Source organism: Streptomyces sp. NPDC058240, assembly GCF_042882135.1.
GTDB lineage: Bacteria > Actinomycetota > Actinomycetes > Streptomycetales > Streptomycetaceae > Streptomyces.
This window is the reverse complement of the sequence record NZ_JBHVWT010000025.1, coordinates 15,892-29,857: the sequence shown is the minus strand read 5'-3', so window position 1 is coordinate 29,857 and position 13,966 is coordinate 15,892. Positions and strand designations below refer to the sequence as shown.

Below are 13,966 nucleotides of genomic sequence, written 5' to 3'. Positions count from 1 at the left end.
ACCGGTCACGCCTCCTCGGGGCCGGTGCCCCGTGCCTCAATCGGCGGTCCGGCGCCCGGCACAGGCCGCGAGGGTCCGCCCCACGTCCCGAATGGCGTGCACGGCGGCCCGCTCGGTGCTCGGTCCCAGTGCCGTTTCCCAGTGCGCCACCACCGCGTATGCGAGCCGGCGCCTGCCGATGATGACACCGGCGTCGGCACGGACCCCGGTGTCGGTGCCGGTCTTGTTGGCGACCAGAAGCCCGTCGCACAGCCGCTCGGGAAAACCCGGTTCGTACGGGTCGTGGTCGACCAGTGCGGGGACCAGGCCGTGGTCGGTGTTGGCACGCATCCAGCGCAGCAGCCGGGTGGAGGCCGCCGGGCAGCTCATGGTGCCGCGCACCGCGTGTGTCACCAGCCGCGCCAGGTCCCGTGCGGTGCCGGTGGCGAAGACGGGCGGCACATCCGGGCCCCGGACGTCGCGGACCTTGTCGTGCAGCGTGAGGTGGTCGAGCCCCAGCTCCTGTGCGAGCCGGGCCGTGGACTCGCGCCCCACCAGGCGCAACAACGCGTTGGTCGCGGTGTTGTCGCTCACCGAGGCGGTCAGCCAGGCCAGGTCCTCGACGGTCCAGCCGCGCCCGCTCAGCCGGCGCAGCAGACCGGTGCCCTCCGCCAGGTCCTCGTCGAGGACCTCCACGACACGGTCGGCGGGCAGTTCCCCGGTGTCCAGCCGGTGTGCGACCTCGGCGAGCAGCAGCAGCTTCGAGGCGGACGCCACCGGCAGCACGGTGTGCTCGTTCACCCCCACCGTGTCGCCGCCGTCGATGTCGACGGCGGCGACGGCCAGGGTGAGCGGCAGCGCGGCCGAGCGCCGTGCCGCCGCGGCCACTTGGGCCAGACTCATCGGATTCTCACCACTTCTCCCGCCCGCGCCGAGGTCGGGCGGCCATCTCTTGCCGCGATCCGTCCCGACACCACGACAGTATCGATGCCCTCGGGTGCCAGCAGGGGACGGTCGAAGTCGGCGGTGTCGCGCACCGACGCCGGGTCGAGTACGACCAGATCGGCGACGGCGCCGTCGCGGACCACGCCGCGGCCGGTGAGGCCGAACCGCCCGGCAGGCAGTCCGGTCATCTTGTGCACCGCACTCTCCAGCGGGAGCAGTTGCTCGTCGCGGCTGTAACGGCCGAGCACCCGGGCGAAACTCCCCGCCCAGCGCGGATGCGGCCGACCGGGTTTGGGGACGCCGTCCGAACCGATCATCGACAACGGGCTGGCGATGACCCGGCGGACATCGTCCTCTCGCATGGAATGGCTGATGATGGTCACTTCGCCCTGCTCGGCCAGCAGGAGATCGCACGCCTGGTCGACCGGATGGACGCCGCGCTCGGCCGCGAGGTCGGCGATGCTGCGCCCCTCGGCCTCGGGGTGCGTCTGCGCGGCGGCCACCGAGATGAGGTCCCAGCCGCCGTTTCCCACGGTGTTCTCCCACCCCTCGACGCCCTGAGCGATGTCCGTCCTGATCCGGTCGCGCGTCTCGGGGCGGCGCAGCCGTTCCAGCAGGGCACCGACGCCGCCCTCACTCGCCCACGGGGGCAGCATGGCGTGCAGGACGGTGCTTCCCGCCGTGTACGGATAGACGTCGCACAGCACGTCCACACCTTCGGCGCGGGCCCGTTCCAGCCGGGGCAGGGTGCGCAGTGTGGCGCCCCAGGCGTGCCGGCCCGCGGTCTTGTGGTGGGAGATCTGCAGCGGGGCGCCGGAGCGTACCGCGATCTCCAGGGCCTCCTCCAGGGCGGACTCCACCTGTGACATCTCGTCGCGCAGATGAGTGACGTACGGCTTGCCGTGCCGGGCGGCGACCCCGGCCAGCGCGACGATCTCCTCGGTGTCGGCATAGGTGCCGGGAGGGTAGATCAGCCCGGTGGACAGACCGGCCGCCCCCTGGGCCAGCGCCCGGTCCAGCAGCGCGCACATGGCGTCCAGCTCGTCGGGCCGGGGCGGCCGGGCCTCGAAGCCCATCACTCCGGCGCGCAGCGTGCCGTGGCCGACCAGCGAGGCGATGTGGGTGTGGCGCAGAGCGGGGTCCTGTCCGGCGGCGAACGCGTCGAAGTCCACGGCGGGCCGCACCGGTCCGAGCCCGAACGTCACCCTGAGGTGCTCGGCGAGCTCCGGCAGCCGCCCGGGGAACGAGGGGAACAGACTGGTCCCGCAGTTGCCGCAGATCTCCGTGGTGACGCCCTGGAGCAGCGGAGCGAGGCGGAGGACGTCGATCGGCTCCGTGGTACCGCCGGCTCCGTGGGGCGCCGCGAGGGCGTCGGAGTGCGTGTGCACGTCGATGAAGCCGGGTGCGACGACCCGCCCGGTCACGTCCAGGGTCTCGACGGCCGAGGCAGGGGCGCCGGCGGGGAGCACGGCGATCCGCCCGTCCACCACCGCGATGTCCGCTTCCCGGGCGGGTGCGCCGGTTCCGTCCACGAGCGTGCCGCCGCGCAGCAGCAGATCGAGGGGGCGGCCCATCACAGCACCGTCGACAGGAAGGCCCGCGTGCGGTCGTGCCGCGGGTCGGTGAACAACAGGTCGGGGCTCCCGGCCTCGACGACGGCACCCCGGTCCATGAACAGGACCCGGTCGGCGACCTCGCGGGCGAAGCCCATCTCGTGGGTGACCACGACCATCGTCATACCGCTGCGGGCCAGGTCGCGCATGACGCCGAGCACCTCGCCGACGAGTTCGGGATCGAGGGCGGAGGTGGGTTCGTCGAAGAGCATGAGGGCGGGTTCCATGGCCAGTGCGCGGGCGATCGCCACGCGCTGCTGCTGCCCGCCGGACAGCTGCCCCGGGTAGTGGTCCGCCCGGTCTGCGAGACCGACGTCGGCCAGCAGCTTGCGGGCCTGCTTCTCGGCCTGCGCACGCGGCTGTCCCTTGACGGCGACCGGACCCTCCATCACGTTCTGCACCGCTGTGCGGTGCGGGAACAGGTGGAACCGCTGGAACACCATGCCGATCCGTTCGCGTTGGCGCCGCACGTCCCGGGCGCGCCGCTCGCGCAGCACTCGGCCGGACGGGCCGTGCTGTTCGTAGCCGACCAGCTCACCGTCCATCCACACCCGCCCCGCGTCGATCCGCTCAAGGTGGTTGAAGCAGCGCAGCAGCGTGGACTTCCCGGACCCGGAGGGGCCGATGACACAGAGCACCTCACCGCTGCGGACATCGAGGTCGATGCCCTTCAGTACCTCGGTGTCACCGAATCGTTTGCGAACCCCGCGGGCCCTGAGGATCACGTCGTTCATGCCGCTGCTCCCTTCTTGGCGCGTCCGGGCAGGAGATTGGCCAGGATCCTGCTCCGCAGCACGGGAGCGGTACCGGGGCTGTAGCGTCGCTCGACGGCGTGCTGGCCGATGCTGGCGATCGTGGTGAGCACGAGGTACCAGATCGAGGCCACCAGGAGCAGTGCGACCACTTCGAAGTTGGCGAGATAGAGGTGCTGGGAGACGGTCATCAGATCGGCGCCGGCGATGACCGAGACCAGTGAGGTCGTCTTGAGCATGGAGATGAACTGGTTGCCGAACGGCGGAATGATGACTCGCATCGCCTGCGGGAGGATGATCCGGGACAGGATCTGACGGTTCGACATCCCGATGGAGGCTCCCGCCTCGCGCTGGCCGGGATCCACGCTCTGAATGCCGGCCCGCACGATCTCGGCCATGTAGGCGCCCTCGTTGATGGAGAGACCGAGGAGCGCGGCCACGAACCCGGTGATCACCTGGTTGGACTGCCAGCTGATGAGTTTGGGGCCGTCGAACGGGATTCCGATGCTGATCACGGGGAACAGCAGGGCCAGGTTGAACCAGAAGATGAGCTGGACCAGCAGCGGGGTGCCCCGGAAGAACCAGGTGTAGGCACCGGCGGTGAGACGCAGGACGGGGCTGTCGGACAGCTGCATCACCGCGATGACGACCCCGATGGCGATGCCGAGAGCCATCGAGACGAGGGTGAGCTGAATGGTCACCCCGAGGCCCTTGAGGATCACGCCGTCGAACTGGTACTTGGCGACGATGTCCCAGTGCAGATTGGGGTTGACGATGATGGTGTAGGCGAGCCACACCGCGAACAGGGCGGCGGCAAGGACCGCGAGCCAGCGCCCGGGACGCGGGCGTCCGGTCACCTGGAGGGAGAGGTCGTCCTCCTGCGGCGTCCCGTCGGCGGGGGTGGCATCCGGCGCCCGGCCGAGGGAGGCGCCGGATATTTTCTGGTGGTTCATGTCTGTTCTCACCGCCCGTCGTTGACGGTGGCCTCGGGCACGGCGCTGTCGCCGACTCCCCAGGTGTCGAGGATCTTCTTGTAGTCGCCGTTGTCGATGAGTTCCTGCAGGGCCTTGTGGACGGCGTCGCGCAGTCCGCCCTGGCTCTTCGCGGACGCGATGCCCCAGGGGGCGGTGCCGTACTGCTCCGGCAGCACCTCGTACGCGCTGCTCTTCTTGGTGAACATCTTGGCGACGGGATAGTCGACGATGGTCGCGACCGCGCGTCCGCTGTCCAGTTGCAGCAGCCCGGTCGGTGCGTCCTCGCTCTGCGAGATCCGCATCTTCTCCTGGCACTTGGCGTTCTGCTCCTCGCCGATGTGGAGGTTGGAGCTGCCCTTGGCGAGGACGACGGTCTTTCCGCAGAGGTCCGCGAGGGACTTGATGCCCTGCGGGTTGCCCTGTTTCGTCATGATGACGCCGCCGGTGCGGAAGTAGTCGACGAAGTCGACCGCCTGGCGCCGCTGTGCACTGTCGGTCATGGACGACATGACCAGGTCGAACCGTCCGGACTCCAGACCGGGGATCAGTCCGTCGAAGGCGGCATTGGTGAGTTCCAGCTTCAGCTTGAGCCGCTCGGCGAGGGCCTTGGCCAGATCGGGGTCGACACCGGTGAGCCGGGTGGTGCCGGGCTCGTACATCTCCATCGGCGGGTAGCCGACCGCGGTGGCCACCCGGAGCACACCCTTCTGCCGGTGCTGAGCGGGCAGCAGCTCGGCCGCGGTCCGGCCGGAGGTGGCCTGTGACGCGGCCCCGGACGGGGCGTCGCCCTGACCGGAGCGCCCGCAGGCGGTGGCCGCGAGAGCCACCACGGCCAGGGCTGCCAGACAGCGCAGAGAACGGGGACGATTCATCGGATTCTCCCTCACGGGGTGGCGGTGCGCCGATGCTGGCAGTCGCGCCCCGGTGAATGGAAGATGATGAAGCTATTCATGCCTGACCATCGAAATCTGTACGGGTCCGAGTCCGAGGGCTGAGCGAGGACCCTCAACGGGAAGGGGGCATGGCAGGCGACGGCCGTTCGGCCGACGTGCACTGCTGCTCGGCACCGGTGGAGTGCTCGTGGGGATGACGGGCTGCTCGGGAGAGACCTGGAAGGCATCCAACGACCCTGACTACGAGCCGGAGAAGGCCCGCGTCGAGCACCTCTGCGCCATCTCCGACGGCGAGGGCCGGATCCTGGGTTCCGTCGGCTCCCACACGGAACTGCAGGGCGATGCCGACGGCGCTGACAGTGGCGACCGCCCTGATCCGCTGGTCGGTCGCGGCTGCGGCGAGGGCGTACCCGCCGGAGGCACAGATGTCCAGCACGCCGAAACGGTCCGGGGCAATATCCCCTCGCGAGTGGTGAGGAAGGAGACGGCGGCCTTGAGGTCCTCGACCCGGTGGGCCGGATCCTCCAGACCGCGCGGCTCCCCCTCGCTCTCCCCCTGATAGGCCGCGTCGAAAGCCAGGGTGACAAAGCCCTGCTCGACCAGGCGCCGTGCGTACAGACCGGAAGTCTGTTCCTTCACCCCGCTCCCGGGATGGGCGACGACGATCGCCGGACGCGGACCGGTGGCCGCGCCGTCGGGAATGTACAGGTGACCGGCGAGCTTCAGGCCGGCGCTGAGAAAGGTGACGTCAGTCCGCATGGTGGATGCACTCCAGTGGCACGGGGAGGAGGGGCTGATCGGGGTGAACCCGGTGGCCGCCGGGTCAGCCGGCCACCTCCCCAACGTCGTCCCGCAGGGCACCCGCTTCCAGGGAGGGCCCTGCCTATGCAGACCAGTACCAGGCGCCCAGCCATGGCCGAGCGGACACTGGAGCCATGGACCACCGTGCCACTCCCGCCAGAGGCAACGAGCTCGGCGCCTTCCTGCGCTCGCGCCGCGCCGCCGTCGATCCGCACCAGGCCGGGATGCCGGACGACGGACGGCTGCGCCGCGTGCCGGGCCTACGACGGGAGGAACTGGGCATCGTTGGATGCTGGTCCAGGGGGCGAGCCAGGCCCGGACGGCGCGTATTGCCTTGGGCCAGCCGGCCGTGTGGGGCTGGTGGGGTCCGGTTGGTCCTCCTCTCGGGCCGGCCCGGTTGTTCGGGCGGCTCCGGTGGCGCTGTGCCGGGCGAAGCCTCGGGTGGCGGACTGAACCAGACCGTCCCCACAGAACGAGAACGCGCAGGTGACCAGCGTCTGGTGGCGGCGGATGGCGGTGGCGGAGCGGACCTGGAATTCGGCCCACCCGAGTTCGTCGTTGACCTGAAGAACTGCAGCTGCTGCACTGAGCGGTTCTGGGCCCGACCACCGGCTCCGTGCCGACCAGGCGGGGCGGGGTCTGGTTCCGGCCCCGCGGTAGCAGCAGCCCCGCGAGGTACTCACGGAACCCGCGGCGCCGTGTCAGTGTGGAGAGCAGGTCATCGAAGCGTGCCGCACAGGCTTCCAGCGGTCCCCGAGCGGGCGGACACGGCAGACGACGGGTCAGCACATCCCCGGGCGGCGAGGTGACGTTCCTCTGCTACGGGCCTGCTACGGCCCTGCCCCCCGTCAACAAGCCACCGCTAGAGCAGGCCGAGCTGCCGTAGGTCGGTGACGTACTTGCGGATGAGGCCGTCCGACAGGTGGGGAACGTCCGTGCCGGGGCCGACCTCGGCGGCTTGCATGGCGGCGCGGAACCGCTCGGAGGGGAGCGCCGGACCGGGGGCGCCCTCCTCGGGTTGCGCCACGGAGTGCAGCAGGGGCAGCAGCGAGTGCCGACGCTGCCTCTCCGGCAGGGCACGGAGCGCGGCCGTGAAGCGGGCGAGCCATTCGCCGTAGTCGTCGATCCGCTGGATCGGGTGGCCGGCCTTGGTGAGCCAGTCGACGAAGGTGTCCAGCGAGACCCCGTCGTCATGCGGGTTCAGTACGTTGAACGTCCGGTAGCCCTCGATGGCCCGCCCGCCCAGCGCGGTGATGGCCTTGGCGGTGAAGTCGACCGGCAGACCGTCGTAATGGGCGCGTGCGCCACCGGTCCGGTAGAACGAGCCCGGCGCGATGCCGGTGGCGATAAGGCTGAGCAGCAGGCGGGTGAACATGTCGGGCACGTTCACCTGCCCGGGATACCTGCTGTGCGCAAGGACCATGTTCGGCCGGAAGGTGACGACCGGCAGGCCGCACAGGTCATGTGTCTCCCGGAGCAGGACCTCGCCGGCCCACTTGCTGGTCGCGTAGCCGTTGGCGTAGCTCTGGTCCAGGTGCCGCACCGGGCTGGTGCTGCGGATGTCGGCGTCCTCGTCGAGGGCCGCCCGCGCAGCTCCGAGGTGCACGGCGACGGTGGAGACGTAGGTGACGGGCTTCATCCGCGTGGTGAGCGCCAACCGGATCAGTTCGGCCGTGCCGGCGACGTTGGGGCCGAACAACTGGCGGTAGGGCAGCACGTGGTTGACCAGGGCGGCCGGGTGGACGATCAGGTCCACGGAGCCGGCCAGCCCGCGCCAGGTGTCCTCGTCCAGCCCGAGGTGCGGCTCGCCGATGTCCCCGGCGAGCACTTCCAGGGTCCCATCGGCCAATTCCCGGTAGCGCCGGAGCAGTTCGCCGTCGCCGCTGTCGAAGGCTGCGTTCAGGCGCTGCGTCGCGACGGCCGTGCTGCTGCCGCGGACGACGCAGACCAGCTTGCCGCCCGAGGGCGCCAGGCGCTCCAGCCATTCCAGGCACAGGAACCGGCCGAGGTAGCCGTTGGCTCCGGTCAGCAGGACGGTTCGCACGGCACCTTCGGGGCGGGGCAGTGCCGGGGCGGCGGCGAGCGTGGCCGCGTCGAGGAACTTGTCCAGAGTGAGGTCACCGGCGCGGACCGCGGTGCTGTGCTCGCCGTGCACGGAGGCGAACGTGGGACGCCGCGCCCCGGAACGCCGTTCCGCCGCGATGTACCCCGCCACCCGTGCCAAGTCATTGGCCGGGCTGATGATCACCCCGACCGGAACCTCGACGTGGAAGATCTCCTGCAGGATCCGAGAGAAGGACAGGGCGGACAGGGAATCCCCGCCCAGGTCGGTGAAGTGCCCCTCGGCGCTCAGGCCGGCGTGCGTGCCGCCCAGCAGTGCCTGGGCGGCCCGGCCGACCGTTTCCACCACGGGCCGGTCCGGACCGGCTTGCCGCAGTGCGCGCAGCTGCTGCGCTTGTCTCTCGGCGAGTTCGGCGTAGAGCCGTTCCAGGGCCTCGCCGTAGCGTTCCTTGAGCCTGGGGCGCAGCAGTTTGTGACTGTCGGCGAGCAGGCCGTTCTCGGGGCTGAAGGGCTCGGTCTCGATCAGGAAGTCGCGCGGGATCTCGTACGAGTTGAGTCCGGCTTCCTTGGCGACGTGCTGGAGCGACGCGCTGAGCAGCGGCTTGAGCGACTCGACGGCCCCGTCGCACCCGGCCGTTGCATCCGGGGCGGGCACCACCACCGCGAGCAGGTGGGCGCGTTCGCTGTTGCCGTACACGTAGATCTGCCGGACGAGGGGACTGCCCAGAAAGACGGCCTCCAGGCGTGATACGGCCACGAACTCACCCTGGGACAGCTTCAGGGTGTCCTTGGTGCGGTCGACGTAGACCAGCCGGTCGGGTCCGATCTCGGCCATGACGTCGCCGGTCCGGTAGTAGCCGTCCTCGTCGAAGATCTCGGCCGTGAGCTCGGGGCGCTTGTAGTACCCGGGGACGAGGGTTTCGGACTTCAGTAGCAGTTCGCCGCGCGGATACGGCGAATCGGTGCGGTGGTAGCCCAATTCCGGGACGTCCGCCAGCTTGTAGTCGATCACCGGCGGACGCTGGACCACCGTGTCCAGCAGCACCCCGCCGGCTTCGGTGGAGCCGTAACCGGTGTACAGGTGAAGGCCGAGGCAGGACTCGACGAAGACCGTCAACTCGGCCGACAACGGGGCGGTGCCGACGAACGCCTTGGCGACGCGCCCGCCCAGGAAGTTCTCCCGCAGGTCCGTCTTGACCGCTGTCTCGACGTCGCCCGGTTCGCCGGTTCGCCGGTCCAGTTCGCTCCGGTACTGCTGGAACAGCATGTCGCAGACGCGGGGAACCATGGTCAGTTCCGTGGGGCGGACCAGGGCGATGTCCTCGAAGAGGGTGGACAAGTCGCTCTTGGCGGTGAAGTATCCGACACCGCCGCGGACCAGCGAGCCCATCAGCGCGTAGCGGCCGGCGAGGTGGCTCTGCGGCATGTAGAGGACGCTGACGGCGGGCATGTCATCGGTCCCGTAGCTGAACCCGTACCACGCGGTGCCGACCAGCCGTTGCGTGTACATGGCCCCCTTGGGCGCCCCGGTGCTGCCGGAGGTGTAGATGAGCAGGGCCAGCGGATCGTCGCCCGGGGCGGCGGTGAACAGCGGAGGGGGCGGCAGGTCGGACCCGCGGTCGATCAGCTCCGCCAGCGAGTCGACGACCACCGGGCTGCAGGCTTCGGCCAGGCGCCGCCGGGCGGACGCCAGGACGTCGTACCGGTGGGCGTCCTCGGCGTGGTGGTCGAACACGATCAGGCGCTGGATCGAGGGTGCCCCGAGAACAGCTGCGACGGCGGTGTCCAGGTGCTCGGCGCTCGCGGCGAGCACGCGCGGCTCGGCCTCCGCGATGATCGGCCCGAGTTGGGCCGGCGGCGCGCTGTACTGCAGCGGTACGGCCACGACGCCCGTGTGCAGGCACGCAAGGTCGAGCGTGGCGTAGTCGATGCCGGCGAAGCCCAGGGTGCACAGTCGGTCGCCCGCGCTCAACGGGTACTCGGGGTCGTGGTACCACCGGCCGGCGAGCGCACGGACGCGCGCCCACAGCTCGCGGTAGCTGAGGGTGTCGAACCGTGGGAGCAGGCGTGCCGTCGACGGATCCTTGGCGCGTTCGCCGAGAGCCGGCCGGTCCCCGTAGCCCTCCATGACGGTCGCCATGACCTCGGCGAGTTGCTTGCCCGGATCGACGGCCGCCAGGGCCTGGGCAAGTCCCGTGCCCGGATCGGGCACCGGCGCGGTGCCCGCCTCCCGTGGTTCGGCCATGGTCAGCCCTCCTGACAGCGTCCTGGTGATGTCGGTGAGTGGTGCAGCGGCGGGGTGCCCTTGGTGTCCGAAGGCACACATCACCAGCTGACCGGAAGTGCGGCCACCCCGCGGATGAGGCGCTCGGTCCGCCAGGACAACTGGTCGGCCGGAACGGCGAGTCGGAGACCGGGCAGGCGATCGATCAGGGTTTCGAGCACGACGCGCAACTCCGTCCTGGCCAACTGCGCGCCCAGGCAGTGGTGCACGCCGTGCCCGAAGGTGACGTGCGGGACGGTCCCGCGGTGGAAGTCGATCTCGTCGGGGTGGTCGAAGACCTCGGGATCCCGGTTGGCCAGGCCCAACTCGGCCACCACCGCGTCGCCAGTGCGGATGATCTGCCCACTGAGCTCCAGGTCCTCGGTGGCGATCCGGGTGAAGCCGGCGGTCGCGCTGATCGGGATGAACCGGGAGAGTTCCTCGACCGCATCGGGGATGAGCGCCGGATCGGCGGCGAGTTCCCGCCAGAGGCCGGGATGGGTCAGCAGCGTGTAGACGAAGTTGCCGATCTGGTTGGCGGTGGCCTCCTGACCGGCGGAGAGCAGGCTGACCCCGAGGCTGACCAGGTCCTCCTCGCGGAGCCTGTCCTCCTCGTCCCGTACGGCGACCAGTTCACCGAGCAGGTCGTCGGTGGGGTTGGTGCGGCGCAGTGCGATCAGACCGGTGAGGTAGTCGCCGAGGTGTCCGCGGGCCTGCGCGGCCTGGTCCGGGTCGGAGAGCATCAGCAAGCCGTCCACCCAGACGGTGAACCGGTCGCGGTCGGCCGTGGGCACGCCGAGCAGTTCGCAGATCACCGTGATCGGCAGCGGCCAGGTCAGGGCCTGCGTCAGGTCGGCCGGCGGCCCGCCGGCGACCATGGTGTCCAGCAGGCCGTGCACGATCTCCTGGATGCGCGGGCGCAGCGTCTCCACCCGGCGCACGGTGAACGCGTTCGCCACCCGGCGCCGCAGCCGGCTGTGCTCCGGCGGGTCCATGCTCAGCATGGAGGTCCGCGGCAGACCGACCGCGACCGTCCGGGGCACGTCGTCGCCCACGGCGGCGGCACGGCTGAACCGGGCATCGGCCAGCACAGTCTTGACGTCCGCGTGCCGCGTGACCAGCCAGGCGTCGCCCCCGAAGGGCAGAGTGACGCGCAGCACCGGCTGTTCGCCGCAGATCTCGACCAGCCTCGGGTCCACGTCGAGCCGGTCGGGCGCCGGACCGAACGGGTAGGCCCGCACCCCGTCCCCTGCTTCGGTCATCGCGTCAGTCCTTCCGGTACGGGCAAGCGGTTGGTTACTGGTCCGGCAGAAATACGTGCATCACAGGACTGCGAGGTCATCTGCCTGCGGGCCTCATCCGGCACCGAGCTCCTGATTGCCTCCGTCACCAGCTGACCGGAAGTGCGGCCACCCCGCGGATGAGGCGGTCGGTCCGCCAGGGCACCTGGTCGGCAGGGACTGCCAGACGCAGATCGGGCAGACGGCGGGCCAGGGATTCGACCACGATGCGCAACACCATCCTGGCCAGCTGCGCGCCGAGGCAGAAGTGCACGCCGTACCCGAAGGTGAGGTGCGGGTTGTTCGGCCGGTGGAAGTCGATCTCCTCAGGGTGGGCGAACACCTCGGGATCCCGGTTGGCCACGGCGTACTCGACGACCACGGCGTCGCCGGCGCGAACGGTTCGCCCACTCAGTTCCACGTCCTCAAGGGCGACACGGGTGAAGCCGGCCGAAGCGCTGCTCGGGATGATCCGGGAGAGTTCCTCGACCGCACCGGGTACCAGACCGGGATCGGCGACGAGCTCCCGCCAGTGATCGGGATGGGTCAGCAGCGTGTAGACGAAGTTGCCGAGCTGGCTTGCGGTGGCCTCGTAGCCGGCGGACAGCAGGCTGGACGCAAGGCTCACCAAGTCCTCGTCGCCGGGCCCGTCCTTCTCGTCCGACGCGGCGACGAGAGCGCCGAGCAGGTCGTCGGTGGGGTTGGTGCGGCGGAATGCGATCAGGCCGGTGAGGTAGTTGTCGAGGTGTTCGCGGGCCCGCGTGGCCTGGTCCGGGTCGGAGAGGATCAACAAACTGTCCACCCAGACGGTGAACTGGTCGCGGTCGGCCGTGGGCACGCCGAGCAGTTCGCTCATCATCGTGATCGGCAGCGGCCAGGTCAGCGCCTTGGCCAGGTCAGCGGGCGGTCCCGCGGCGATCACGGTGTCGAGCAGGCCGTTCACAATCTGCTGGGCGTGCGGGCGCAGCGCTTGAACACGTCGTGGAGTGAAGGCCTCGGCCACCGGGCGCCGCAGCCGGCTGTGCTCCGGCGGGTCCATGCTCAGCATGGTGGTACTGGGCAACGCGGCAGCGACCGCGCGGGGCACGTTCTCGCCCGCGGCGGCGGCACGGCTGAACCGGGGATCGCCCAGTACCGTCTTGACATCCGCGTGCCGCGTGGCAAGCCAGGCGTCACCGTCGCCGCCGTAGGGCAGGTTCACGCGCAGCACTGGCTGCTCGCAGCACATCTCGGCCAGCCGCGGGTCGACGTCGAGCCGGTCGGCCGGACCGAATGTATAGGCCCGCGCGCTGTCCCCTGCTTCGGTCATCGCGTCGGTCCTTCCAGTACGGGCGAGCGGTCACCTGACGAATAACTTGGTTGCCGACCCAACAGAAGTTCGTGATCTTGCTGGTAGGCAGGCGTGAGAAGGACCGGCGTGGCCCACCGTGCGTCACAGGTCACAGGTCACAGGTCACAGGTCACAGGTCACAGGTCACAGGGCTGCGCTCTGCCCGCCATCAATGGAGAGAGTGCTGCCGGTGATCCACGCGGCGCGTGGGGAGACCAGAAAACCAACCGCCTCGGCGATGTCATGTGATTGACCGATCCGCCCGAGCGGAATATCGCCGACCCACGTTTCCGAATCCAGCTCCGTGCTGTCGCCGAGATGCGCACTCATCTTTTCGAGTGCTTCGTCCGCCCCCGGTGTCGCCACCCTCCCCGGAGAGACAGCTACGACACGGATACCTTGCGGCGCCAACTGGACCGCAAGCCCCTTGCTGTACACCGCGAGTGCGGACTTGGCGGCGGCATAGTGCAGGAGCAGCGGATGGGAAGAAAGGGTGGCAATGGACGAGAGATGCACAATGACCCCACCTCCGCTCGCGATCATGGACGGCACAAGTGCGGAATTGAGCCGGACAGCAGCGAGGAAGTTGATATCCATCGTGTACTGCCAGTCCTCCTCAATGTCCAGCGCATTCGGAAAGGTGCGAACCCCTCCCGCATTGTTGACGATGATGTCCACGCCGCCGAGAATTCGCAGCGCGGCGTCCGCGAACTCGCGAACACCGCCGGGCGTGCTGAGGTCGGCGCTCACGAAATTGGCTTCGGACGGAGCGTCCGCGGTCGGATTACGGGCAGCGGTGACAACCGTGGCGCCGGCATTGAACAAGCGCTGCGCGATCGCGGCGCCGATACCGCGACTGCCACCGGTGACCACGGCTCGCTTACCTTGCAACTCGTCGGAAATCCGTTCGGTAGGGCGGCTCTGGTTCACTCCGGACTCCACTTCCTGCCTTGTCCTCGACAACAACGTCCGCGACGCGGATCGGCAACGGAAACCGACTCTCCCGTTGCGGCTCACAACGAGAGTTTCTCTCCAGTCGGCAGCGTCGGCACGGAACCACTATTGGCGATCCCGT

At 69.8% G+C, this 13,966-nt stretch carries 9 protein-coding genes and 1 pseudogene; all 10 read right to left on the bottom strand.

The features are described from left to right. Positions 1-36 precede the first annotated feature (36 nt). Positions 37-882 carry a serine hydrolase gene (locus ACFVX4_RS29000; protein WP_389982521.1) on the bottom strand — a complete coding sequence of 282 codons (846 nt, stop codon included), beginning with the start codon at positions 880-882 and terminating at the stop codon, positions 37-39. Beyond that, positions 879-2,498 (bottom strand): amidohydrolase family protein, encoded by a 1,620-nt coding sequence (locus ACFVX4_RS28995; protein ID WP_389982518.1) that lies wholly within the window; start codon positions 2,496-2,498, stop codon positions 879-881. The genes ACFVX4_RS29000 and ACFVX4_RS28995 overlap by 4 nt, the downstream gene beginning before the upstream one ends. Beyond that, entirely contained in the window at positions 2,498-3,271 is a 774-nt protein-coding gene (locus ACFVX4_RS28990) for an amino acid ABC transporter ATP-binding protein (protein WP_389982515.1), read from the bottom strand. The genes ACFVX4_RS28995 and ACFVX4_RS28990 overlap by 1 nt, the downstream gene beginning before the upstream one ends. After that, entirely contained in the window at positions 3,268-4,242 is a 975-nt protein-coding gene (locus ACFVX4_RS28985) for an amino acid ABC transporter permease (protein WP_389982512.1), read from the bottom strand. Before ACFVX4_RS28985 ends, ACFVX4_RS28990 begins: the two co-directional genes overlap by 4 nt. 8 nt (positions 4,243-4,250) lie before the next feature. Further along, positions 4,251-5,135: an ABC transporter substrate-binding protein gene (locus ACFVX4_RS28980; RefSeq protein WP_389982510.1), complete on the bottom strand. Its 885-nt coding sequence runs from the start codon at positions 5,133-5,135 to the stop codon at positions 4,251-4,253. Between the two features lie 313 nt (positions 5,136-5,448). Next, positions 5,449-5,915 (bottom strand): annotated as a pseudogene (locus tag ACFVX4_RS28975) (alpha/beta hydrolase); the annotation flags it as partial. Positions 5,916-6,819: 904 nt separating this feature from the next. Continuing rightward, the gene (gene car, locus ACFVX4_RS28970; protein ID WP_389982507.1) at positions 6,820-10,263 is read right to left on the bottom strand and encodes a carboxylic acid reductase; all 3,444 of its coding nucleotides are present in this window, start codon (positions 10,261-10,263) and stop codon (positions 6,820-6,822) included. 80 nt (positions 10,264-10,343) lie between these two features. Next, positions 10,344-11,543 carry a cytochrome P450 gene (locus ACFVX4_RS28965; protein WP_389982504.1) on the bottom strand — a complete coding sequence of 400 codons (1,200 nt, stop codon included), beginning with the start codon at positions 11,541-11,543 and terminating at the stop codon, positions 10,344-10,346. A 124-nt stretch (positions 11,544-11,667) separates the two neighbouring features. Further along, positions 11,668-12,870 carry a cytochrome P450 gene (locus ACFVX4_RS28960; protein WP_389982501.1) on the bottom strand — a complete coding sequence of 401 codons (1,203 nt, stop codon included), beginning with the start codon at positions 12,868-12,870 and terminating at the stop codon, positions 11,668-11,670. Positions 12,871-13,035: 165 nt separating this feature from the next. After that, positions 13,036-13,821 (bottom strand): SDR family oxidoreductase, encoded by a 786-nt coding sequence (locus ACFVX4_RS28955; protein ID WP_389982498.1) that lies wholly within the window; start codon positions 13,819-13,821, stop codon positions 13,036-13,038. Positions 13,822-13,966 lie beyond the last annotated feature (145 nt).